Source organism: Gordonia sp. 852002-50816_SCH5313054-c (assembly GCF_001665925.1).
GTDB lineage: Bacteria > Actinomycetota > Actinomycetes > Mycobacteriales > Mycobacteriaceae > Gordonia > Gordonia jacobaea.
The window spans coordinates 101,400-124,259 of the sequence record NZ_LZTE01000058.1; the positions used below are offsets into that span (position 1 = coordinate 101,400).

Sequence of the window (22,860 nt, forward strand, 5' to 3'; positions counted from 1 at the left end):
CACCATGTCGTTGACAACAAAAAACCCCCGACAGCAAGGCTGTTCGAGGGTGGCGCGTCGATGCTTGTTGGGTCTACGAAGTGACCGATCAGGCGACGACGCGCCGGCCGATTACTACGAGAAGATCCTTGTGCATCACGTCGTTCACGGTAGGGCTGTGCACATCACTGAGTCAAACTACGGACACTTGAGTCCCACATCGTGGGAATGCACTGCATGAAGGGCAGTCTCGCGAGGATGTCACAATGGGGTCGTGCCTTCGTCTGACCAGCCGACTTCCAGCGACCTCCCCGACGACGTCCCCCCGAGCGAGGACCTGTCTCGTGAGGATCACCTGTCACACGAGGACTCATCGGCAGAGGACGCAGTCGAGTTGCCACAGGCATTCCGGGTACAGAAGCTGGCGTACTTCGCAGTGCCCGCGGCGTTCGTCGTGGCGATCATCCTGGCGGGCACGTCGCTGGTGTGGCTCGGCTGGACGCTGATCATCCCGATCCTGCTCGCCCTGTGGATCGGACGAATCCGGACCGTCGTCACCGAGGACGGGATCACCGCGGTCGGCACGTTCCGCACCAGGCACATCGCGTGGTCGGACATCGCGGGCCTCCAGTTCTCCAAGTGGGGACCCGTGCGCGCGGTGTTGTCCGACGGATCGAGGGTCCGGTTGCCCGCGCTGATGTTCCGCGACCTCCCGTTGCTGTCGGCTGCGAGTCGCGGCCGCATCCCCGATCCGTACGCCGCGGCCGCAGCAGCAGAATCCTGACATCACCTGCGCTGCTGGCCCGGCCCGATCCCGGCCTTCGCGTTAAGGTTCTTCAGGTGGCAAGCCCCACTGTTTCCGCCCACGACATCGACGACCTGATCAACGCGGGCGAGCTGGCCCAGACGTCTGAATACCTGGCCAGCCTCCCCCACCACGACGTTGCGGCCATTCTGGACAGACTCCCCCGCGAGCACAGCGGTATCGCGTTTCGACTACTGCCCAAGGACGTCGCCGTAGACGTCTTCGACGACCTCAGCCCGCGGTCGCAGCGTCACCTGATCGACGACCTCGGCACCACGGCGGTCGCCGAGGCGTTCGACAACCTCGATCCCGACGACCGCGCAGAACTACTCGATGAATTGCCCGCGGCCGTCGCCAAGACGTTGATCGCAGACCTGACGCCCGAAGAACGTGACGCGACCGGCGTCGTCCTCGGCTACCCACGAGGTTCGGTCGGCAGGAGGATGAGCCCCGAAATAGTCCATGCCTACGTCGACGAACCGGTCGCCGCGGCTCTCGCGCGCGTCAAGGAGCGCGGCTCCGAGGTCGAGACGATCTACACGATCCCGGTGATCAATCGCCATCGCGTCCTCGAGGGCGTGGTGAGCTTGCGCGATCTCCTGCTCGCCGAGCCCGAGACCCCCGTCGGCAACCTCATGCGCAAGCCCGTCGCGGCCAACGCCGACGACGACGCGGAGTCGACCGCACAGCGCTGCGTCGACCGCGGCATCCTCGCGATGCCGGTCGTCGACAGCGAGAACAGGGTCGTCGGGGTGCTGACCCTCGACGACGCAGTCGAGGTGATCGAGCAGGCCCGCGACGTCGACGAGGCACGTGCGGGCGCAAGCGAACCACTCGACGAGCCGTACCTGCTCGCCTCGGTCTTCTCCATCACGCGATCACGGATCGTGTGGCTCTTCGTCCTTGCCATCTCGGCGATACTCACCGTCAACGTGCTCGAGATCTTCGAGGCGACGCTCGACGAAATGGTGGCTCTTGCCCTGTTCATCCCCTTGCTGACCGGTATCGGCGGCAATACCGGTTCGCAAGCCGCGGTGACGGTCACCCGAGCCCTGGCCGTCAACGACGTCACACCTCGCGACGTTGTCAGGGTCGTCGGCAAGGAGTTCCGAGTCGGACTGACACTCGGCGTCAGCCTGGGGCTCGTCGGATTCGTGGTCGCGGGCCTGGTCTACGACTTCCGGATCGGCACGGTCATCGGCGTGACCATCGTGTCGATCTGCACCATGGCCGCGACGGTTGGCGGACTCATGCCGCTGATCGCCAAGTCGATCAAGGTCGACCCCGCGGTGTTCTCCACTCCGTTCATCTCGACCTTCTGCGACGCAACGGGCCTGCTGCTCTACTTCATGATCGCCAAATCGGTACTGGGTATCTGAACCGCTGCAGCTGAAGCGCTGGGCGGCCGGCACGACCGGGCCGTCGGCCGACATCTGTTTTGTTCCCGCACGTCAGCGGGGAGTACCGTTGATGAGCGAACCCGCGTCGCCACGCCCATCGGAGTGACGACGCGAGTTGGCTCAGCCCAGTCGAACCCGGTGCGGACCCGCCGAGGTGTCAGGCCAGACGAACGTTTCCGATCGCACACGAAGACGGTGAGCGAATATTCGCGTCTGGTGTGGCGTTGACACGTCACAGCGCCGTAGTCGGCGCATCGCGAGTCCACACGGTCCGCCTCGCGCGGACACCGAACGATCGAGGAATTCCCATGCCAGCCCTGAGGTCGCGAACCACCACCGTCGGACGAGAAGCAGCCGGAGCCCGCGCACTGTGGCGTGCCACCGGCATGACCGATGACGATTTCGGCAAGCCGATTGTTGCGATCGCGAACTCGTACACGCAGTTCGTGCCGGGCCATGTGCACCTCAAGAACGTCGGCGAGATCGTGGCCGATGCCGTGCGCGCCGCAGGCGGCGTTCCCCGCGAATTCCACACGATCGCCGTCGACGACGGCATCGCAATGGGTCACAGCGGCATGCTCTATTCGCTGCCGAGCCGCGAGATCATCTCCGACTCTGTCGAGTACATGGTCAACGCGCACACCGCCGACGCCCTGGTGTGTATCTCGAACTGCGACAAGATCACTCCCGGCATGCTCAATGCCGCGATGCGCCTGAACATCCCGACGGTCTTCGTCTCGGGTGGCCCGATGGAAGCGGGCAAGGCCGTGATCGTCGACGGTGTCGCGCAGGCGCCAACCGACCTCATCACCGCCATCTCGGCGTCGGCGAACAACGACGTCAACGATGACGGCCTCACCGAGGTCGAGCGTTCGGCCTGCCCGACGTGCGGTTCCTGCTCCGGGATGTTCACCGCCAATTCGATGAACTGCCTGACCGAGGCACTCGGTCTGTCGCTGCCGGGCAACGGCTCGACGTTGGCGACACACGCCGCGCGTTACGACCTGTTCAGTCGCGCAGGCACCACCGTGGTCGAGGCGGCCAAACGCTACTACCGCGACGACGACGATTCGGTGCTCCCGCGCAGCATCGCGACCACGACGGCCTTCCGCAACGCGATGGCGCTCGACGTCGCGATGGGCGGCTCGACCAACACCGTGCTGCACATCCTCGCCGCCGCTCAGGAAGGTGAGGTCGCCGACTTCGATCTCGATGTCATCGACGAGATCAGCCGCAACGTGCCGTGCCTGTCGAAGGTCGCACCCAACTCGGACTACCACATGGAGGACGTCCACCGCGCCGGCGGCATCCCCGCCATCCTGGGCGAGCTTCGTCGTGGCGGACTGATCGACGACACCGTTCCCACGGTGCACTCGAAGACCATGGCCGACGCCCTCGACGACTGGGACATCCGCGGCGGCAAGGCCACCGACGCCGCGATCGAACTGTTCCATGCCGCGCCAGGTGGCGTGCGGACCGTCGAACCGTTCTCGACGAAGAACCGGTGGAGTTCACTCGACACCGACGAAGAGGGCGGTTGTATCCGCGACGTCGAGCACGCGTACACCGCAGAGGGCGGACTGTGTGTGCTGCAGGGCAATCTGGCCGAGGACGGGGCCGTGCTCAAGACGGCAGGCATCAGCGAAGACCTCTGGCATTTCGAGGGTCCCGCGCGCGTCGTCGAAAGCCAAGAAGAGGCCGTGCAGGTCATCCTGTCCAAGACCATCCAGGCCGGCGAGGTGCTCGTCGTGCGCTATGAGGGTCCGTCCGGCGGCCCGGGAATGCAGGAGATGCTGCACCCGACCGCCTTCATGAAGGGCACCGGCATGGGCAAGAAGTGCGGGCTGATCACCGACGGCCGGTTCTCCGGCGGCTCGTCGGGTCTGTCGGTCGGCCACATCTCGCCCGAGGCCGCTGCGGGCGGCGTCATCGGTCTGATCGAAGACGGCGACCCGATCCTCATCGACGTCAAGACCCGCGCGTTGAAGGTGCTCGTCGACGACGACGTGCTCGCCGAGCGTCGCGCCAAGATGGAGGCTTCCGAGCGTCCATGGCAGCCCAAGGATCGCCAGCGCACGGTGACGACAGCGCTGCGCGCCTACGCCAAGCTGGCCACATCCGCTGACAAGGGCGCTGTTCGCCGGGTCGACTGAGCGCCTGGCGAAGAACGCCGACAAGAAGGGCCCGACCAACTGGTCGGGCCCTTCTTCATTGCGTTCTGTAGTTGTAGCGGGGCTGTCTCTATTGCGGGGCCGTCAGCTCGGGTTGCCCGGAGAGGTGAACGGGTCGGTGCCGTTGCAGAAGATCCAGATCACGCAGGCGACGGCGATCCCGACGACCAGCCACAACACAGAGCCGACGAACGGCCTGCGAGCCCAGCCACGCGGATAGTCCAGCGAGTAGAGCCCCGGCCCGGTGAGGATGATGGCTGCGGCGGCAGCGGCCATCGTGAGCTCGAACTCGACGCCGTTTGCGCTCGCGAAGAACTCGAATCCACCGGCGATGGTCGTTTTGAATGCCGCTGCCAGCAGCGCCACGGCGAGAATCGCCGACGCTCCGATCGGCGTGAGCAGCCCGACGATCACCATCAGTCCGCCGATCGTCTCGGCGAGCGCGATGCCTGCCGCCAGCGGCTTGGCGGCATCGGCTGCGAACCCGATCGCGGGGTTCGCGGGGTTGAGGAGTTCGTTCTGAAACCCGTCGAGGCCCGTGCCGTTCCACCAACCGAACAGCCGCGACAAGCCGTGCGCCATCGCGACGACACCGACGGCCACGCGTAACAGCAGCAGCCCGAGGTCGAGGGTGCCGCGTCGCGCGCGTGGCTCGGCGACCGCGACCGAGTCGTCGTGGTCGGAGTGCACCTGCGCAGGCGCAGGGTCGGTGTGGGCAGAGTGGGCGTGCGCACTGTCGAAGGCAGCCGTATCGGCGGGTTCGGGGGTGGCAGGGTCGGACCCGGGGTTGCCCGTGTCGATGATGGCCGTGTCGTGGCGCTCCGACGAGCTGTCGGCCGAGGGATCGGCGACCTCCGCGTACCCGCGCGTGGGCTGGGACGTTGCAGGTACAGACGTTGGAGGTACAGGCGTTGCGGGTACAGGCGTTGCGGGTACAGGCGTTGCGGGTACAGGCGTTGCGGGTACAGGCGTTGCGGGCTCCTGTGCTGCGGCGGGACTCTCGAAGCGTTCGGTTGTGGCGTCGTCGCCGCGTTGCGGCGCGGGCCTGCGGCGCCGGCGCTGTCCTGTCTCCCCCGCGGGCGGCGGCGGGGACGCCACCGAGGGCGGCGTCGACGTGCCTGCCCGTGGCGTCGTCTTCCCGGTCGGCATGTTCTTCGCGGCCGACGGGGTCGCAGAGAACGGGCGGGTGTGCACCTCGTCCGGATCGAGATCGTCGAGTTCGTCGACGCGAGTCATACGTCCGCGAGAATGCCTGTCGTAGAAGGCATCTCGGTCGTCGGCCGGGCGTTGCTGGATGGGGATGCGTCCGGTCGTCTCGTCGTACGGACTCGCCGAGTCGCCGTCGGAACCAACGTAGGGTTCGTTGCTGCCGGTCTCCGCGTTACCGGCCGCCACGCGCCCGGTTCCGGTGCCGCGCCCGTGATCGTCGGAGCCCGACGCCGCTCCGGAGACGTCGTCGGCAGGAGTCCGGTCGTCTCGTTCAGTCACACAGTCGACTGTAGAGCGTCGTCAACGGGCCACCTCCCAACAGCGCGCGGTGAGTCGTCGACCATCGCCTACTGTGGTGTGCATGCGAGAGGGGCGGAACGAGCGGCACCGAACCGCCAGATCCCGGCGGGTGCGCCTGTGGGCACTGCTGACGGGCGCAATGATGCTGGTGGCCGTCGCACTCACCGGGTGCGCCGATTTCTCCGCTCAGGACCGCGACCGCTCGGCAGGCGAATTCTCGGCCAACAACGACTCGCCCCGTAAGCAGCAGCAGACGCCGACACCCGAGCCCAGCACACCGCAGAATCAGGGTCCGCCGCCGACCGGCCCGTGCGTCGACCCCGACCCCCAGGTCATCGCCACATGTCTCGCGTCGACCGGAGGACTGATGCCCGGCGACGATCAGGCAACCACAACGGTTGTCGCCGAACGCACGACAGGCAAACTGATCACCGCCAAGCGCTACGGACCGCAACGAGCGATCGCCTCGTTCGACGTCGACGGTTCGGGCGACGGCGGACTCGTCGACTTCGCGTTGTCTCCGACGTACAGCCAAGACCGCCTCATCTACGCGCTCATCACCACCCCGTCCGACAATCGCGTGGTCCGCATTGCGCCGGGCGACGTCGCCAAGCCGATTCTCACGGGCATTCCGAAGGGCGCCACCGGAAACATGGGAGCACTGTACTTCCGCTCCCCCACCGAGCTCCTCGTCGCGACGGGCGACGCGGGTGATCCGTCGGCGGCAGCAAACCCAGCGTCGCTCGCGGGCAAATTGCTCTCCGTCACCTCGTTCGGGTCGGGTGCGAATCCGCCTCCCAAGGTCGTCGCGTCCGGCTTCGGATCGAATGTGGCGCTGTGCCACAACGACAGCGGAGGGCTCTACGTCGCTGATCGCACCGCGACCGAGGATCGCTTGCAGATCGTCGAGTCGGGCGGGCCCAAGGTGCTGTGGACGTGGCCGGACAAACCCGATGTCGCGGGTTGCGCTGTCTCGTCCGGTCAGATCTTCGTGACCACCACACGCACCCAGCAGATTCTCGCCCTCACCGAACCGACTCGCGACAAGCCGACGATCACTCCGCCCGCTGTCGTTCTCGAGAAGCGTTACGGCGCTTTGGGCAGGATCGTCAGCTCTGCAAGTGGCGCAATGCTTTTCGCCACCGTCAACAAGGCGTCGGGTAACCCTGTCGGCACCGACGACCGCGTCGTGCGCTTCATCCCGCCCGCGTCGTCGGAGAACCGGACCTAAGGTTACGAGCCGCGTTCACCGTCACCTGTTCGTCGTACGGATTTCGCGATACCGCCGATGAGCGGCGTCGGCGCACTCTACGCTGCCTTCACCACTGATCATTCAGCGAAAGGCACGGCCCATGCGTCGTCGCGGTCTGGTTCTCGTACTCTCGTTCATTTTCACCCTCGCATTTGGGTCTGCCGGTGCAGCGGCCGCGGCGCCGGGATTGGGGTCATCCGATTTCGGCAGCCTCGGAGGCATTCCCGGCCTGCCGGGCACCTCGGCCGGCTGTTCGGCGGAACTCTACAGCCCTGGCGATTGGCGTCTCGGCCCGAAGGAGTTCGCGACGGAGGCGCCGGTCGGACCTCAGCTGGCCGGTTATAAGCGCCTCGGCAACTTCACCGACGGCAAGGACTTCCTGACCAAGTGGTGGGACCCGGACGCGAAGCCCAAAGCAAACTGGCGCTATCCGGAACAACAGGGTTACGTCATCAGGAACGGCAAGCCCATCAAGCACCGCGCCGCGCTGGACGTCGGCAAGAGCATCGACCGGTACGGCGGTGAGGGCGGCAACTTCTTCGCCCCCACCGGCACGAGTTACATCAAACGGTCACTGCCGCCGTCGAATCTCGTCAACAGCTCCAACCCCCGGTATTGCAACTACCACGTGTACCGCGTGGTCAAGCAACTCCCGATCTACACCGGCCCGATCGCACCGGCATTCGAACAACCGGGTCTCGGCACTCAGTACGAAGTGGTTCCACAGCTTCTGCCGAGCCGCCCGGAGTGCGGGACCGATGTCAACGTCGGCTGGCTGCTGTGCGCCGGATACCTGCTGCAGACGTTCCCGCCGGTGACCACCGGATGACCGGTATCGACAGCGGGCTCGGCGAGTCGATGACGACACGCATCGTCGAGCTCGGCCGTCGTATGGGGGCGGTCGCCGACGACCTCCCCGAGCTGTCACATCTGCGCGACGACGGTGTTCCGTCATGCTGGCAGCAGGACGGTGTGTGGCATCTGACGGTCAGAGAACGTGCACGCATCCTCTCCGACCGACAGACCACTTCTGCCGACGAGTTCCTCTTCTTCGTCGCCGAACAGATATCGGAGGCGATGTCGCGGCGACTGCACCCGCCCGGCACCCCTGATTTCCGCAGGGTGTCGTGGCAGGCGCAGTACGACATCCTGCACGGCGTCGACCCTGAATGGGCCGACACGTGGCTTACTCAGACGCGCTCACGACTGGTCGACGCGCGCGTCGACGACGATGTGCTCGCTCTTCTTCCGAACCCGAGCTGATCGGCTCAGGCGCCGTCAGGAACAGGCGGCGATGACCAGCTCTTTCACACGGGCAGGGTCGGCCTGACCGCGCGTCGCCTTCATGACGTCGCCCACGATCTTGCCCGCGGCCGCAACCTTGCCGCCACGGATCTTGTCGGCGATGTCGGGGTTGGCGGCCAGTGCCTCGTCGACGGCCTTCTGCAGTGCGGAGTCGTCGCGCACCACCTCGAGCCCACGGTCGGCGACGATCTGCTCGGGTTCGCCCTCGCCGTCGAGCACCGCGACCGCAACCTGCTGCGCGAGCTTGGTGGTCAGCTTGCCCTCGTCGACGAGTCCGATGACGGTGGCGACCTGCGCGGGGGTGATCGGTAGGTCGGCCAGCTCGGCGCCGCGCGTATTGGCCTGCTGCGCGAGGAACGACACCCACCAGCCGCGCGCGGCCTCGGGAGCGGCACCCGCGTCGACGGTCGCGATGATGAGATCGACGGCGCCGACGTTGACCAGGTCACGCATGACCTCGTCGGACACGCCCCACTCGGTCTGGATGCGCGCGCGTCGCACCCACGGCAACTCAGGCAATGCGCCTTGGATCTCGGCCACCCACGCCGAATCCGGTTGAACGGGAGGCAGATCGGGCTCCGGGAAGTAGCGGTAATCCTCAGCGGTCTCTTTCCGACGCCCCGCCGAGGTGGTGCCGTCGGATTCGTGGAAGTGGCGCGTTTCCTGCACGACCTCGCCGCCCGACTCGAGAACCGCTGCCTGCCTTCGCATTTCGTAGGTGACGGCGACCTCGACACTCTTGAGCGAGTTGACGTTCTTGGTCTCGGTGCGGGTGCCGAACTCCACGGCATCCTTACGCATCAACGACACATTGGCATCGCAGCGCAGCGACCCCTGATCCATGCGGACGTCCGAGACGTCGAGTGACTTGAGTAAGTCTCGCAACGCCGTGACGTAGGCGCGGGCGACCTCGGGGGCACGTGCCCCGGCACCGGTGATCGGCTTCGTGACGATCTCGACGAGCGGCACGCCGGCGCGGTTGTAGTCGAGGAGTGAGTGATCGGCGCCGTGAATGCGGCCGTCGCCACCCACGTGCAGCGACTTGCCCGTGTCCTCCTCCATGTGGGCGCGCTCGATCTCGACACGCCACGTCGTTCCGTCGGAGAGCGCGACGTCGAGGTACCCCTCGTAGGCGATCGGGTCGTCGTACTGCGAGATCTGGTAGTTCTTCGGCTGGTCGGGATAGAAGTAGTTCTTCCGCGCGAAGGTGCTCGACGGCCGGATCGAACAGTTCAGCGCCAGGCCGATGCGGATCGCGTATTCGATGGCCTTGGCGTTTGCCACCGGGAGAGAGCCGGGCAGGCCGATACACACCGAGCACACCTGGGTGTTGGGATCGGCGCCGAACGTCGTCGGGCACGCACAGAACATCTTGGTGTCCGTACCGAGCTCGACGTGTACCTCGAGTCCCATCACGGGATCGAACTTCTCGATGACCTCGTCGTAGTCCATCAGTTCGGCGGTCGCGGCAGTCATGGCGTCCAGTTTATGCGTGCGCGCATCGCCGGGTCGGTCGGGTCGTGTGCATCGATAGGCCGCGCGGGGCCATCAACCGAAGATGACCCGCATTTCCTGATATTGGGCTGCCGGGACCTGCTTGTGGTTGGCCAGCGCCTCGTCGAATGTGGTGCGTTCGATCTCGGTGCCACGCAGCACCACCATCTGACCCCAGCCCTTGTCGGCGACGAGATCGGTCGTCGCCATGCCGAGCCTCGTTGCCAGGACGCGGTCGAACGCCGTCGGCACCCCACCCCGCTGCACATGGCCGAGGACCGTTGCGCGGGTCTCGATCCCGGTGCGCTCCTCGATCATCGGCGCGAGCACCTCGGCGATGCCGCCGAGTCGGGGGCGGTTGAAGCCGTCGAGCCCCTTCGTCGAATGTGCGGTCTCCATCTCGGGCAGCTTGAAGCCCTCGGCGACGACGACCATCGGCGAGCGACCGCGGTTCTTCACGCTCGTCACCCAGGCGCAGATCTGATTGAGACTCTCGGGGTGCTCCGGGATCAGAATCGCGTGTGCGCCGCCCGCGATGCCCGAGTGCAATGCGATCCACCCCGCGTGACGGCCCATCACCTCGAGCACCATGCAGCGCTTGTGCGAGTTACCGGTGGTACGCAACCGGTCGATGGACTCCGTCGCGATCTCGACCGCTGTGTTGAAACCGAACGTGTAATCGGTCGCTGCGATGTCGTTGTCGATGGTCTTCGGCACGCCGACGATGTTGATGCCGTCTTCGAAAAGCCGCTGCGACGCGGCGGCGGTGCCGTCACCGCCGATGGCGATCACCCCGTCGATCTCGAGGTTCTTGAGGACCTTCTTGATGTTCTCCGCGCCGCCGTCCGGCTCGGAGTACGGCCCGAATCGACTGGTACCGAGGATGGTTCCGCCCTCGTGGCTCAGACCACGCACACGCGCGCGGTCGAGCTCGATGATGTCGCCGTAGACCAGTCCGTACCAGCCGTCACGAAAGCCGACGAACTCCTGCCCGTAGACGGTCTCTCCCTTGAGAACCGCGCCACGGATGACCGCATTCAAACCAGGGCAGTCGCCCCCGGAGGTGAGAATGCCGTATCTCTTCGCCATGTCTCTTCGTGCCTTCCGCCGTCCGAGGTCCCGCTATCGGTCTGGGTGATCGGTGTCCAATCTAGTTGGCCGTCGTGCCGTGCGCCGAGCGACAGCGAATGCCGCACAGTTGGGGTTCGTCACTTCACACCATGCTCGTAGGCGTAGACGACGGCTTGGGCACGATCGCGCAGCCCGAGTTTTCCCAGCAGCCCACTCACATGCGTCTTGACGGTCTGCTCGGTGACGAACAGCTCGCCTGCGATCTCGGCGTTCGACTTTCCCTCAGCCACCAACTCGAGCACTTCACGCTCACGTGGAGTCAGCGATGCGAGCTCCGGTGACCTGGTGCGTCGCTCGCGACGCGACGTCACCTCGGCGATGAGTCTGCGGGTGATCGACGGCGCGAGCAACGCATCACCCGCCGCGACGACCCGCACAGCACGCACGAGTTCGTCGGCCGGCGCGTCCTTGAGGAGAAAGCCCGACGCCCCGATCCGCAATGCCTCGTACACATAGTCGTCGATGTCGAAGGTCGTCAGCATCAGCACACGCGTGTTGCCCGCGGCGCCGTTGGCCGGAATGCCTGCGCCAGTACCTGATTCGGCACCCGTCTGGCTCGCCAGGATGCGCTGCGCCGCCCACAGGCCGTCGCGCCTGGGCATCCGCACATCCATGAGCACGACGTCGGGGGTCACCCTGGCACACAATTCGACGGCCTCGACGCCGTCGGCGGCGTCGCCGAGCACCGAGAAGTCGGGTTGGGCGGCGAGTAACGCCGAGAATCCCTGTCGGACCATCGCCTGGTCGTCGACGATGACAAGCGTGATCGGCACCGGATGCACGCTACCTCTCTGTACCCGACGAATCGATGGGGTCCGACGAACCGGTCGCGTCCGCTGAGCCGATCGCACGCTGGTTCCCGGTGGGAATCCACGCGCGGACGGCGAATCCGCCGTCCGGGGTGATCGCGGTGACAAGTGATCCGCCGACGCTGCGCGCTCGATCGGTCATACCGGGGATACCGGCGCCGTTGCCGACAAGGTCCAACGACGGCCCGGTACCCGGACCGTTGACGATCGCGAGTTCGAGCTGGCCTGCGGCGCCGTCGCGCAGCCAGATGTCTGTGCGCGCCCCCTGCGCATGTCGGGTCGCGTTGGCCAGGGACTCCTGCACGATCCGATACACCGCCAGACCCGACGCCTCGCCGACCTCTGTTCCGAGAATCGCCTGATGCAACTGCACGTCGGCGCCTGCACGACGTGTCGCCTCGACCAACGACTCGATGTGTTCGAGGCCCGGGTTGGGCGCTGTCCGCGCGCTCGCTTCACCCGACGTGTCGTCGGGTTCACGCAGCACGCCGAGGAGCTGACGTACCTCGTCGAGGGAGGTGCGCGCCGCGACGGCGATCGCGTCGAATTCGGCGGCCGCGGCGTCGCCGACATCTGGCAGTCGATACCGAGCGGTCTGGGCCATCACCACCACCATGGACATCCGGTGTGCGACGACGTCGTGGAGGTCGCGCGCGATGCGTGCCCGCTCCTGCAGTACGGCAGCCTCGGATTCAGCGACCTTTGTCTCCTGCGTGCGTTGGGCGAGTTGCCTGCGCGACGCCAGCAGCCCGCGCAGCAGCGCGATGACGATGGCACCGAACGTGAGACCGAATATCCATCCTGGGCGCTGGTCGTCGGGTGCCGAATCGACCATCACCAACGTCGACGCCAACCAGATCACCGGTAGCCACCGAAGTGGGCATCGGAGTGCGGCCATGAACGACAGCACCAAGATCGCGATGATGTGCGTCACCTGGATCGACCATGGCCACCCGTTGACAGTGGGGACCACCGACCCGATGATCATCGCCGCGAGCAGCGAGATCGCCCATCCCACAACGGGAGCCGACCATGCCAGCGCGACCGGCCATGCGATTGCCGCGGCAACCGCGGGCATCGCGTACGCCGGGACGTCGTGCGTCAGGCTCGACGTCGGCCACGCCACCGCGAACAGCACTGCGGCGCACAGGAGGAAGAAGACATTCGTGCGCGACGAGAAGTAGCGTCGTACATCAGGATCCGACAGCGCTGGAGTAGCGCGCACCTCGTCGACGAAGGCGGAACCGGCCTTACGGAGCCCGGTCCGCACGTGCTTCATCATCAGATCACCTCGACGTCCACCGTAGGCGAGCACGTTCCCGATGTCCTCATACCTAAGAGGGAGATCGGGATCGCTCCGGGGTAGCAGGTCGACGACGGCGGGCACTGCGAATGGACTGTGGGACAACCCCACTCGCGGCCGATGTGGGGTTGTGCTCTGCATTTCTAGCGTCGATCACATGACTTCGAGCCACCGACTCCCCCGTAACACCCAGAGACGTCGACGCTGGTCAGCCGCAATTCTGCTCGTCGGCGTCGCCGCGTTCACCGCACTGCCGATGACGCCAGCAGGCCACGCGACCGCGCAGTCGTCGACCATCCGGTCCACGCCCAATAGCGAAGTCTCCGACGGCAGAACCGGAGATCCCGCCGCGGCTGCGGTCGTCCGACAGCTTCTCGATCGCAACGGCGCGGGAGCGATGGCGGCGCTGCCGTCCGACTTCGCATCCAGGATGGGGTACTCGCCGGTGCTCGACGGCGACGATGCGAGCAATCCCGGCGGCGATTGCTCGTCACCTGTACCGATGCCCGCGAGGTTCGAACCACTGTGCCGCACACATGATTTCGGCTACGACATGCTGCGCTATGCGGCGCGGGTCGGAAATCCGTTGGGCCCCTGGGCGCGACTGGGTCTCGACACCGCCCTGGTGACGCGGATGCGCGAAACCTGTCACGATCCGCTGTGTATGGGTGCGGCGGAGCTGGCACGGGTGGGGGTCGGACTCAACACCTGGCATGAAGGCGACGGCCCACCGCAGGACCGCGGCAACGTGCTCGCCGCGACGTCGTCGGCCGTCGGGCACCTCGTACACGACGATCCAGATGGCAACAGCGACGTCGAACGCGATGGCACACAGGCATCGTCGGGGGCGACACGTTGACGATCCCGGGAACCGATCGAGTAGTCACCGCACCTGCGCCTCCTCACCCGGCGATCGCCTGGGCGATTGTGCTCGCCACCGGGATCGGGCTCTGGCCGTCCCCGCTTCCGCGGACTCCGTGGCTCGCGGGTGTCGTCGTTGCCGGGTGCGCAGCCATCGTCGTGAGTGCCACGCTGGTCGGACTGAGACTGTGTCATCGTTCCCGGAGTGCGACCCGATGGTCACCGCTTGTGGCAGCGTGCACGTTCCTTGTGGTCGCGGCTACGGCGAACATGTGGTGGCAGAACGGAATTCGCGGCGAGCTCGGCTATGCCCCCGTCGGCGTCGAGTGGGTGGCGTTGCTCGTCGGACCGACAGCCGCGGTTGTCGCCGCGATCGTCTGGCTGCCACGCCTGAGCATGCTGGCCGTCGCAGGCGCTGTCTCGGTTGCCGCCGGACTGCTCACGCCCATCTCGGGCTCAGCGTCGGCGTCGACGTTGAGCGCACCGGTTTCCAGCGCACGCGACGCGAATGCCCTTGTCCAGCAATGGGTCGACGCGGGCGGCCGCGGTGACGACGCGGTGTTGATCGCGGTCCCGACGGGCTCGGGGTGGATCGACGCCGGTGCGGTCACGGCGATCGGTGAGCGCGCCGGCCGGATGCGCACCATCACGCCCCGCTACGCGTCGTCGCAGTCGTGGCGGGCATTCGTCACCGACCGGAGTGCGGCCGGACGCGCGTCTGTCGCGGTGGTGGCGGCTGTAACAGCAGCACTCGATTCTGTTCCCGCACAGCATCGTCCGCGCATCATCCTGTACGGCCAGAGCCTCGGCGCGATCGGAGCGGAGACGGCACGGGTCTGGGCCGACGACCATCGCCCCGGCACTGTCAGGGCCACCGTTCTCTCCGGGGTTCCCGCAGACACCATTGCGACGCACGCGCACGGATCCCCACGCATGGTGGTCGCCAATGCAACCGACCCGGTGACCACGTGGTCACCGGCGGCGATCTGGCGCGCTCCGTCCCGACCTTCCGAGACGGTCACAGTCGGCAGACCGACCCGACGCGTTCCGTGGCTGCCCCTGGTGACGTTCGTGCAGAACTCCGCCGACCTGCTGGGGTCGCTCGACGGCCCCGCAGGCGTCGGCCACCGGTACTCCGGTCCGGATCAGGCGAGCGGCCTGCCCGTAACCGATCAGACGATCGGACCGCGGGCGGCCTCGTACGCTGCGCCCACCCGGTAGAGCCGATCGTCGGCGAGAGCTGGAGCCATGATCTGCAGCCCGACGGGCAGCCCGTCGTCGACCGACAGACCGGACGGCACCGACATCGCTCCGACACCAGCGAGATTCACCGGCAGGGTGCACAGGTCGAACAGGTACATGCTCAGCGGATCGTCGACCTTGTCGCCGATGGGGAACGCGGTGGTCGGCGTCGTCGGCGAGACGAGGACGTCGACGCTCTCGAAGGCCGTGGCGAAGTCGCGCGCGATCAGCGTGCGGACCTTCTGCGCCTGGCCGTAGTACGCGTCGTAGTAGCCAGACGACAAGGCGTAGGTACCGATCATGATGCGGCGCTTGACTTCTGGACCGAATCCGGCCTCGCGTGTCAGTGCCATGACCTCTTCGGCGCTGTGCTTGCCGTCGTCGCCGACGCGCAGCCCGTACCGCATGCCGTCGAAACGAGCGAGGTTCGACGACACCTCACTGGGGAGGATGAGGTAGTACGCGCCGAGAGCGTAGGTGAAGTGCGGGCAGGAGACCTCGACGACCTCGGCGCCACGCTCGGTGAGCGTTGCGACCGCCTGCTCGAACGACGCGAGCACGCCGGGCTGGTAGCCCTCCCCCTGCAGTTCGGTGACCACGCCGACCCGCACACCCGTCAGATCACCGGACGCGCCCGCGCGTGCAGCGCCGACGACATCGGGTACGGCAACGTCGATCGAGGTGGAATCGCGCGGGTCATGTCCCGCGATGACCTCGTGCAGCAGCGCGGTGTCGAGGACGGTCCGCCCACACGGGCCACCCTGGTCCAACGACGACGCGCAGGCGACGAGTCCGTAGCGCGACACCGTGCCGTAGGTCGGCTTGACGCCGACCGTCGCGGTGACCGCGGCGGGCTGACGGATCGAGCCACCGGTGTCGGTGCCGATCGCCAGGGGCGCCTGGTACGACGCGAGCGCCGCAGCGCTGCCACCACCGGAACCGCCCGGTATACGTGAGGTGTCCCAGGGATTCCGGGTCACCTGGTAGGCGGAGTTCTCGGTGGAACTGCCCATCGCGAACTCGTCCATGTTGGTCTTGCCGAGGATCGGGATACCCGCCGCACGCAGCCGCGCGGTCACGGTCGCGTCGTAGGGCGGGACCCAGCCCTCGAGAATCTTCGAGCCGCATGTGGTTGGTGCGTCGGTCGTCGTGAACACGTCCTTGAGCGCGAGCGGCACGCCGGTGAGCGGCGATGACGCCTCTCCCGCCGCGACGGCGTCGTCGGCGGCCTTGGCGGCGACGAGCGCCTCGGAGCTGCTCACATGCAGGAATGCACCGAGTTGGTCGTCGATCTCGGCGATGCGGTCGAGGTGCGCCTGGGTGACCTCGACAGACGAGAGCTCACGGGAGGCGATCTTCTCGCCGAGCTCTGCGGCGGACAGTCCGGTGATGTCGGTGGCGGCGCGGGTGGCCGGTGTCTGAGAACTCACTGTTCCTCCCCCAGGATCTGCGGGACGGCGAACCGGTCCTGCTCGACGGCGGGCGCACCGGAGAGCGCCTCTTCGGTGGTCAGGCCGGGCTTGACGACGTCTTCGCGCAACACGTTGGCCAGCGCCGCCGGGTGGGCGGTCGGCGGGACGTCGTCGGCAGCGACCTCGGAGACCTGCGCCACATGCGCCAAGATCGAATCGAGCTGTTGCGCATAGAGATCGAGCTCGTCATCGCTCAGCGCGAGTCGCGACAGCCGCGCCAGGTGCGCGACCTGTTCACGCGAGATCGTCGACCCTGCGTCCTCCGACCCAGATCCGTCAGACATTTGAAGAGATCACGTCCTTCCTCACCAGCAAAACCACCGGCATCGGCAACAGCACACCGACAACCCCATCAAGCCTAGGCGACGACGGTCTCGGCCGAGTCGACGCGGTACTCGACGACGATCTGGCACGGCGAGGCCGGACCCCGACGCTCGTCAGTGGAGCCACCTCTTGAGGCGACGGGTGATCCACGGCAGCACCAGGTACACCATGAGCGGGGTGTTGATCAGCGTCGCGATCAACGTCTTGAGCACCAGTGGCATCCCACCGAGATGGGGAATCACCAGAAAGTTGATCAGCAGCGACATCGGGAAGAAGCCCAGCCAGATGGTGACAGCCTGCTTCCACCGCGGCGGCGGCGCACCCATCACCCGGACCGCGTTGGTCAGCGTCGACTGTGGCTCGAACCACCCCTCGATACCCGAGAGGCGATGCGTCGCGTACTCGACGGCCACACCCTCACCGCGCGACAACCACGCTTTGCGCACCGGCGAGGAGTTCCAATCCTCGAGCGCGTCGTCGTCGGCGAAGCGGTAGACGACGTAGTACTCGTCGGGCTTGCTGCTCGACCGCAACCATCCGCCGCCGAGAAAGCCGGGGAACGTACGGGCCAGCGCGATCCCGGCGTCCGTCCAGGTGACGAAGTCGTGTTCACGCCCGGACTCGATGCGTCGCGCGACGGACGTCGTGACGTGCTGTGTGCCGGGCGCGTCGTCGTGATCGGGAACCGAAACCATGTCCTCCATCGTGGCGGCAGCACGCGGCCGATGCCATCCGAGCACGCCCGCGGCCACGGTGCGACAATGTCGCACGTGTCATATCTGCTGCGCGTGTACCTCGAGGACCGCCCCGGCAGCCTCGGACTGCTCGCCGTGCAGCTCGGGTCCGTCGGCGCTGACATCCTGTCCCTCGAGGTCGTCGAACGAGGTGACGGCTACGCCGTCGACGACCTCGTCGTCGACGTCGCGCCCGGCTCACTTCCCGATGCGTTGATCACCGCGGCCGAAAGAGTCACCGGTGTGCGCGTCGACTCCATTCGTCCCTACAGCGGACTACTGGACACCCACCGCGAACTCGAGCTCGTCGACCAGGTGGCCACCGCCGACCACGACCGGCTACAGGTCCTCGTCGACAACGCGCCACGCGTACTGCGCGTGTCGTGGGCGATGGTCGTCACCCGGGCGGCGGGTGGTGTCCTCGCGCTCTACGGCAGCTCCGGCGCACCCGAGACGCCGCTGACCAGCGCTGACTGGCTTCCGCTCAGCGAGGCCGCGCAACTCGATCCCGACGCCGACTGGGTCCCCGGCGCCTGGCAGGACATGGACACCCGAATGGCAGCAGCCCCGCTCGGCGACGGCCGAAAAGCAGTGCTGCTCGGCAGGATCGGCGGCCCCGACTTCCGACCGTCGGAGATCGCGCGCCTCGGTTACCTCTCGGGCATCGTCAGCACTGTGCTGCGCACCGAGTCGTAGCCAGGTGGCATTAGGCGGGGATGCCGCCACCGTAGCGACGACGCGTCACTCGCGAATTGTCATGCGCGACAACTTGTCTCCGTTGACCGTGTAGGTGAATGTCGACGGACCGTTGAATCCGTCTCCGCCGACAGTCGCGATGACGACGGTGTCGGCACCGGCCGTCGTAGCCTTCGTGACGTCGAGCGTGACGTTCTTACCGATGAATTCGTTGTCGCTCCAGCCGGTGATCGCGTCGGGTCCGGTGAAGACCCGCCCCCAATCGTCGACGGAACCGTCCGGCGTGAAGGCGTCGAGGAATGCCTGCAGATCACCGGCATTCGTCGCGTCGATCGACGCGGCGACGGGCGCGGGTAGCGAGGTCGTCATGTCATCTCCCTTGATGAACCGGGTCGGGCAGGCACCCGGATCCGCAAGCAATCCGTCGGTGCCAGGTGAGGAAGTACGGCCAGAATCCAGTCTGACCGGGTCAGCGCGTGGTGTACCCGCCGTTCGCGAAGATCGTTTGTCCGGTGATCCAATGCCCTTCTGTCGCAAGGAAGGTCACGATCGGCGCGATGTCTTCGATTCGGGTGAGCCGGTTTCCCATCGCCTGTGACTTGTGGAATTCCACACGCTCCGGCGTCTCTTGCGGATAGAAGAACGGCGTGTCCATCGGTCCGGGGCCGATGTTGTTGACCGAGATGCCGCGATCGGCGAACTCCTTGGAAGCCGCGCGGGTGAAGTGCTCGACAGGCGCCTTACCGCCGGCGTACGTCGAGTAGCCGTCGGTATACGCCGCGAGCAGAGAGGTGACGATGGTGATGATCGCACCGTCGTCGTTGAGCCGCTTTCCTGCTTCCTGCAGGAAGAAGTACGCAGCCTTCGCATTGATGTCGAACATCGAATCGTATTCGGCCTCAGTCGTTTCGACGATGGGCTTGCGCAGCACTTTGCCAACGGTGTTGACCGCGATGTCGACGCCACCGAATGCGCCGACAGCCTCGTCGAAGAGCGCGGCGACCGCGGCAGGAGCGGTGAGGTCTCCCTGGACGATGATCGCCTTGCCGCCCAGTTCTTCGACCGCGGCCGCGGTCTTCTCCGCCTCCGGCCTGCTGGCATCGCTGTTGTAGTGGACGGCGACGTTGGCGCCGAGTCCCGCGAGATCGCGCGACACGAGTCCACCGAGATTCTTCGCACCTGCCGCCACGACGGCACTCTTGCCGTCGAGAGGGCGAGTGAGAACGGATGAGCTCTGATTCTGCGTCATGCCTCCGACGGTAGGAATCCCAAAACTCCAATTCAATCGGATCTTCCTGGACCTTACTCAAGTAAGATTTGCGCTATGGCTGAGCTGGACGACGCTGCCGCGCTGGACACCCGGCGACTCGAACAGTTCGTCGCGGTCGCACAGGCCGGGACTCTGGCTGCGGCGGCGGAACAGATGTTCCTCACCCAGCAGGCGCTGTCGACGGCACTGAGACAACTCGAGCGCGAGGTCGGCGTGACGTTGTTCGACCGGACAGGTCGACGTCTCGTATTGACCGCCGCAGGCGAGAATCTCCTCGAGGGTGCGCTTCCACTGCTCGCGGGCGCGCGCGAACTCGCACGATCGGTCCGACGTCGAGCCGCGGGCGTCCCCGACGCATTCACCATCGGACACTCGCCCGCATTGTCGAGCGACGAGGTCTTCGCGCTCGTCGAACCCGCACTACGGCTGCATCCCGCTGTATCGGTGACGCTGGTCAAGACATTTCCCGATCGATTCACCGACCAACTGCTGTCGGGCGAGCTCGATGTGGTGTTGCGCCGAGGCGTCGAGACACCACCGCAACTGACCTCGTCGATAGTCACCTACCACCCGTTGCGGCTGGCGATGGCGGCAAACCACCGCTTGGCCGACGCGGACACCGTCTCGGTCAGCGCGCTCCTAGATGTACCCATCGTGGTGTGGGCACCGGAACGGCATTCCTTCTACACCGACTTTCTGGTCGCGCACCTGCGCGGCAGCGGCTTGGAGCCGACGTTGCGCATCTGCCGCGTCCAAGGTGCGCCGCCCGCGACGGCGGTGCTCGTCGACGACGACGCTGTCGCGTTCGTGACCGATCCGGTGGGCACGAGTCACGAAAATCGAGTCATCGTCAAGGATTTCGACGATCCGCCGCTGACCCCGGTGCAGGCGCTGTGGCTGCCGCACACGGTTTCGGAGTTCAGGACCTCACTGCTCAACTCGGCTCCGCGTCGGACTCCGGAAGGGCAGCCGCCGGCCCCTCCCCCGTCTCCAGCAGGTGCTTGAAACCGTCTTCGTCGATCACGGGCACCCCGAGTTGTTCGGCCTTCGCAGCTTTGCTGCCCGGGGAATCGCCGACGACGACGTAGTCGGTTTTCTTCGACACCGAGCCCGACGCCTTGCCGCCGCGCGCCAAGATGGCTTCCTTGGCGCCGTCGCGGGAGAAGTCCTGCAGCGAGCCGGTGACGACGATGGTCTTGCCCTCGAGCGTGCGCACGATGGACTCATCGCGCTCGTCTTCCATCGAAACTCCTGCGGCACGCCACTTCTCGACGACTTCGCGATGCCAGTCGACGGCGAACCAGTCGTGAATACTCTGCGCGAGCGTTCCGCCGAGTCCCTCGACGTCGGCGAGTTGCTCGGGCGTCGCGTCTTCGATCGCCTGCAGCGAGCCGAATTCGGTTGCGAGAGAACGCGCCGCGGTGGGTCCGACGTGGCGGATCGACAGCGCGACGAGCACGCGCCAGAGCGGAACATCCTTGGCGCCTTGCAGATTGACGAGCAGACGCTTGCCGTTCGCCGAGAGTTTGCCGTCCTTGGTGGTGAACAGGTCGACCTTGGCGAGGTCGTCGGCGGTCAGTGAGAACAGGTCGCCCTCGTTGACGATGACCCCCGAGCTCAGCAGTGCGGTCGCTGCCTCGTACCCGAGCGCCTCGATGTCGAAGGCGCCGCGGCCCGCGAGGTGGAACAGCCGCTCGCGTAGCTGCGCGGGACAGGATTTCGCGTTGGGACAACGGATGTCGGCGTCGCTGTCTTTCTCGGGCCGCAGAGTGGAGCCGCATTCGGGGCAGCGCTCCGGCATCACGAACGCGCGCTCGCTACCGTCGCGCAACTCCACCACGGGGCCGAGCACCTCGGGGATCACGTCGCCTGCCTTGCGGATGGTGACCGTGTCGCCGATCAGCACACCCTTCCGGCGGACCTCGGACTCGTTGTGCAGCGTGGCACGCGAGACCGTCGAGCCTGCGACCAACACCGGTTCCATGAAGGCAAACGGGGTGACGCGGCCAGTCCGGCCGACGCCGACCTTGATGTCGAGGAGCTTGGTGGTGGCCTCCTCGGGTGGGTACTTGTACGCGATCGCCCAGCGAGGTGCACGGGAGGTGGAGCCGAGCCGACGCTGCTTGGCGAAGTCGTCGACCTTGACGACGATGCCGTCGATCTCGTGCTCGACGTCGTGTCGGTGCTCGCCCCAGTACGCGATGCGGTCGAGGATCGCGTCGGCTCCCGACACCTTGGTTGTGTGCGTCGACACCGGTAGTCCCCACGCCCCGATCGCGAGGTAGGCGTCGTGCAGAGACTTGGGCTTCCAGCCCTCGGTGTGGCCGAGTCCGTGACAGATCATCCTGAGCCGACGCTTCGCAGTGATCTGCGGGTTCTTCTGCCGCAACGAACCCGCCGCCGAGTTGCGCGGGTTGGCGAAGGGGGCCTTGCCGTCGTCGACGAGTGATGCGTTGAGAGCCTCGAAATCCTCGACGCGGAAGAACACCTCACCGCGGACTTCGAGCACGTGCGGTATCGGGTACTCGTCGGTCGCGGTCAGCCGCGCCGGGACGTCTTCGATGGTGCGGGCGTTGAGGGTGACGTCTTCACCGGTGCGTCCGTCGCCGCGGGTGACGGCGTGGTCGAGCACACCGTCGATGTAGACCAGCGCGAGCGCGACGCCGTCGATCTTGAGTTCGCACAGGTACTCGGTGCCGACACCGACCTCCTCCTCGACCCGCGAGACCCACGTGCGCATCTCGTCGCCGTCGAAGACGTTGTCGAGCGACAGCATCCGCTCGAGGTGATCGACCGGGGTGAACGCCGTGGAGAATCCGCCGCCGACCAACTTGGTCGGAGAATCGGGCGTTGCGAGCTCGGGATGCGTGTCTTCGAGTTCTTGCAACTCACGCAGGAGACGGTCGAACTCGCCGTCGGAGATGATCGGCGCATCCTTGACGTAATAGCGGAACTGGTGGTCGCGAATCTCTTCGGCGAGCTTCGACCACTGCTCACGCAGGTCTGCGCTGGGGTCCCTCGTCGTGGGATCCGTGGTTCCGACGTCTTGTGCCACCCTCAAAGACTATCGAAGGGCACCGACACGCCCTCCCAGTCGGGGACG

21 protein-coding genes are annotated in these 22,860 nt (G+C 66.4%); 10 read left to right on the forward strand and 11 right to left on the reverse strand.

Annotated elements, in window-relative coordinates; genetic code table 11:
- Positions 1-253 precede the first annotated feature (253 nt).
- The 3 genes from A5788_RS14325 (at position 254) to ilvD (ending at position 4,337) form a co-directional block, all read left to right on the forward strand.
- The gene (locus A5788_RS14325; RefSeq protein ID WP_064870239.1) at positions 254-763 is read left to right on the forward strand and encodes a PH domain-containing protein; all 510 of its coding nucleotides are present in this window, start codon (positions 254-256) and stop codon (positions 761-763) included.
- Between the two features lie 56 nt (positions 764-819).
- Positions 820-2,163: a magnesium transporter gene (gene mgtE / locus A5788_RS14330; protein WP_064870240.1), complete on the forward strand. Its 1,344-nt coding sequence runs from the start codon at positions 820-822 to the stop codon at positions 2,161-2,163.
- 329 nt (positions 2,164-2,492) lie between these two features.
- Complete coding sequence (gene ilvD, locus A5788_RS14335; RefSeq protein ID WP_049698402.1) at positions 2,493-4,337, forward strand: dihydroxy-acid dehydratase; 1,845 nt, start codon at positions 2,493-2,495, stop codon at positions 4,335-4,337.
- Positions 4,338-4,439: 102 nt separating this feature from the next.
- Here ilvD and A5788_RS14340 read toward each other — a convergent pair whose 3' ends face one another.
- A complete protein-coding gene (locus A5788_RS14340; RefSeq protein WP_231894269.1) occupies positions 4,440-5,843 on the reverse strand; it encodes a DoxX family protein in 1,404 nt (467 codons plus the stop codon).
- A gap of 82 nt (positions 5,844-5,925) precedes the next feature.
- On the opposite strand from A5788_RS14340, the gene A5788_RS14345 reads away from it, so the two are divergent.
- The 3 genes from A5788_RS14345 to A5788_RS14355 all read left to right on the forward strand — a co-directional run bounded on the left by A5788_RS14345 (position 5,926) and on the right by A5788_RS14355 (position 8,379).
- Positions 5,926-7,095: a PQQ-dependent sugar dehydrogenase gene (locus A5788_RS14345; protein WP_231894270.1), complete on the forward strand. Its 1,170-nt coding sequence runs from the start codon at positions 5,926-5,928 to the stop codon at positions 7,093-7,095.
- Positions 7,096-7,216: 121 nt separating this feature from the next.
- Positions 7,217-7,945, forward strand: a complete 729-nt coding sequence (locus A5788_RS14350) for a TNT domain-containing protein (RefSeq protein ID WP_064870242.1) — start codon at positions 7,217-7,219, stop codon at positions 7,943-7,945.
- Positions 7,942-8,379, forward strand: a complete 438-nt coding sequence (locus A5788_RS14355; protein WP_064870244.1) for an Imm63 family immunity protein — start codon at positions 7,942-7,944, stop codon at positions 8,377-8,379. Before A5788_RS14350 ends, A5788_RS14355 begins: the two co-directional genes overlap by 4 nt.
- Before the next feature lie 15 nt (positions 8,380-8,394).
- Here A5788_RS14355 and gatB read toward each other — a convergent pair whose 3' ends face one another.
- The 4 genes from gatB to A5788_RS14375 form a co-directional block, all read right to left on the reverse strand.
- Positions 8,395-9,897 carry an Asp-tRNA(Asn)/Glu-tRNA(Gln) amidotransferase subunit GatB gene (gatB, locus tag A5788_RS14360; RefSeq protein WP_064870245.1) on the reverse strand — a complete coding sequence of 501 codons (1,503 nt, stop codon included), beginning with the start codon at positions 9,895-9,897 and terminating at the stop codon, positions 8,395-8,397.
- Positions 9,898-9,969: 72 nt separating this feature from the next.
- Positions 9,970-11,004 (reverse strand): ATP-dependent 6-phosphofructokinase, encoded by a 1,035-nt coding sequence (locus A5788_RS14365; RefSeq protein ID WP_005205247.1) that lies wholly within the window; start codon positions 11,002-11,004, stop codon positions 9,970-9,972.
- Positions 11,005-11,123: 119 nt separating this feature from the next.
- Positions 11,124-11,819, reverse strand: coding sequence for a LuxR C-terminal-related transcriptional regulator (locus A5788_RS14370; protein WP_064870409.1), 696 nt, complete (start codon positions 11,817-11,819; stop codon positions 11,124-11,126).
- 10 nt (positions 11,820-11,829) lie between these two features.
- On the reverse strand, positions 11,830-13,134 hold the full coding sequence (locus tag A5788_RS14375; protein WP_442902899.1) for a sensor histidine kinase: 1,305 nt from the start codon (positions 13,132-13,134) through the stop codon (positions 11,830-11,832).
- Between the two features lie 181 nt (positions 13,135-13,315).
- Between A5788_RS14375 and A5788_RS14380 the strand changes: the two genes are divergently transcribed.
- Together A5788_RS14380 and A5788_RS14385 are read left to right on the forward strand one after the other, a co-directional pair.
- On the forward strand, positions 13,316-14,017 hold the full coding sequence (locus tag A5788_RS14380; protein WP_231894271.1) for a hypothetical protein: 702 nt from the start codon (positions 13,316-13,318) through the stop codon (positions 14,015-14,017).
- Entirely contained in the window at positions 14,014-15,240 is a 1,227-nt protein-coding gene (locus tag A5788_RS14385; RefSeq protein WP_064870249.1) for an alpha/beta-hydrolase family protein, read from the forward strand. Before A5788_RS14380 ends, A5788_RS14385 begins: the two co-directional genes overlap by 4 nt.
- Here A5788_RS14385 and gatA read toward each other — a convergent pair.
- The 3 genes from gatA to A5788_RS14400 all read right to left on the reverse strand — a co-directional run bounded on the left by gatA (position 15,192) and on the right by A5788_RS14400 (position 17,761).
- Positions 15,192-16,691, reverse strand: coding sequence for an Asp-tRNA(Asn)/Glu-tRNA(Gln) amidotransferase subunit GatA (gene gatA, locus A5788_RS14390; RefSeq protein ID WP_064870251.1), 1,500 nt, complete (start codon positions 16,689-16,691; stop codon positions 15,192-15,194). The two genes, A5788_RS14385 and gatA, sit on opposite strands and share 49 nt — an antisense overlap.
- Positions 16,688-17,017: an Asp-tRNA(Asn)/Glu-tRNA(Gln) amidotransferase subunit GatC gene (gene gatC / locus A5788_RS14395; RefSeq protein ID WP_049698409.1), complete on the reverse strand. Its 330-nt coding sequence runs from the start codon at positions 17,015-17,017 to the stop codon at positions 16,688-16,690. Before gatC ends, gatA begins: the two co-directional genes overlap by 4 nt.
- Before the next feature lie 153 nt (positions 17,018-17,170).
- Entirely contained in the window at positions 17,171-17,761 is a 591-nt protein-coding gene (locus A5788_RS14400) for an antibiotic biosynthesis monooxygenase (protein ID WP_049698619.1), read from the reverse strand.
- Between the two features lie 57 nt (positions 17,762-17,818).
- On the opposite strand from A5788_RS14400, the gene A5788_RS14405 reads away from it, so the two are divergent.
- The gene (locus A5788_RS14405) at positions 17,819-18,487 is read left to right on the forward strand and encodes an amino acid-binding protein (protein ID WP_049698410.1); all 669 of its coding nucleotides are present in this window, start codon (positions 17,819-17,821) and stop codon (positions 18,485-18,487) included.
- A gap of 45 nt (positions 18,488-18,532) precedes the next feature.
- Here A5788_RS14405 and A5788_RS14410 read toward each other — a convergent pair whose 3' ends face one another.
- Positions 18,533-18,856: a nuclear transport factor 2 family protein gene (locus tag A5788_RS14410; protein ID WP_049698620.1), complete on the reverse strand. Its 324-nt coding sequence runs from the start codon at positions 18,854-18,856 to the stop codon at positions 18,533-18,535.
- Between the two features lie 100 nt (positions 18,857-18,956).
- Entirely contained in the window at positions 18,957-19,736 is a 780-nt protein-coding gene (locus tag A5788_RS14415) for an SDR family oxidoreductase (RefSeq protein WP_049698411.1), read from the reverse strand.
- 75 nt (positions 19,737-19,811) lie between these two features.
- Between A5788_RS14415 and A5788_RS14420 the strand changes: the two genes are divergently transcribed.
- Positions 19,812-20,762, forward strand: coding sequence for a LysR family transcriptional regulator (locus tag A5788_RS14420; RefSeq protein WP_064870253.1), 951 nt, complete (start codon positions 19,812-19,814; stop codon positions 20,760-20,762).
- Here A5788_RS14420 and ligA read toward each other — a convergent pair.
- Entirely contained in the window at positions 20,692-22,812 is a 2,121-nt protein-coding gene (gene ligA, locus A5788_RS14425; RefSeq protein ID WP_064870256.1) for an NAD-dependent DNA ligase LigA, read from the reverse strand. The two genes, A5788_RS14420 and ligA, sit on opposite strands and share 71 nt — an antisense overlap.
- Positions 22,813-22,860: the final 48 nt, after the last annotated feature.

What these genes read in the sequence shown, in the direction of transcription:
- A5788_RS14345 (WP_231894270.1), top strand. Translation starts at nt 5,926, where the DNA reads ATGCGAGAGGGGCGGAACGAGCGGCACCGAACCGCCAGATCCCGGCGG.
- gatC (WP_049698409.1), bottom strand. Translation starts at nt 17,017, where the DNA reads ATGTCTGACGGATCTGGGTCGGAGGACGCAGGGTCGACGATCTCGCGT.
- A5788_RS14410 (WP_049698620.1), bottom strand. Translation starts at nt 18,856, where the DNA reads ATGACGACCTCGCTACCCGCGCCCGTCGCCGCGTCGATCGACGCGACG.
- ilvD (WP_049698402.1), top strand. Translation starts at nt 2,493, where the DNA reads ATGCCAGCCCTGAGGTCGCGAACCACCACCGTCGGACGAGAAGCAGCC.
- gatB (WP_064870245.1), bottom strand. Translation starts at nt 9,897, where the DNA reads ATGACTGCCGCGACCGCCGAACTGATGGACTACGACGAGGTCATCGAG.
- A5788_RS14400 (WP_049698619.1), bottom strand. Translation starts at nt 17,761, where the DNA reads ATGGAGGACATGGTTTCGGTTCCCGATCACGACGACGCGCCCGGCACA.
- A5788_RS14405 (WP_049698410.1), top strand. Translation starts at nt 17,819, where the DNA reads ATGTCGCACGTGTCATATCTGCTGCGCGTGTACCTCGAGGACCGCCCC.
- A5788_RS14380 (WP_231894271.1), top strand. Translation starts at nt 13,316, where the DNA reads ATGACTTCGAGCCACCGACTCCCCCGTAACACCCAGAGACGTCGACGC.
- A5788_RS14350 (WP_064870242.1), top strand. Translation starts at nt 7,217, where the DNA reads ATGCGTCGTCGCGGTCTGGTTCTCGTACTCTCGTTCATTTTCACCCTC.
- A5788_RS14365 (WP_005205247.1), bottom strand. Translation starts at nt 11,004, where the DNA reads ATGGCGAAGAGATACGGCATTCTCACCTCCGGGGGCGACTGCCCTGGT.
- A5788_RS14375 (WP_442902899.1), bottom strand. Translation starts at nt 13,134, where the DNA reads ATGAAGCACGTGCGGACCGGGCTCCGTAAGGCCGGTTCCGCCTTCGTC.
- A5788_RS14355 (WP_064870244.1), top strand. Translation starts at nt 7,942, where the DNA reads ATGACCGGTATCGACAGCGGGCTCGGCGAGTCGATGACGACACGCATC.
- A5788_RS14415 (WP_049698411.1), bottom strand. Translation starts at nt 19,736, where the DNA reads ATGACGCAGAATCAGAGCTCATCCGTTCTCACTCGCCCTCTCGACGGC.
- A5788_RS14420 (WP_064870253.1), top strand. Translation starts at nt 19,812, where the DNA reads ATGGCTGAGCTGGACGACGCTGCCGCGCTGGACACCCGGCGACTCGAA.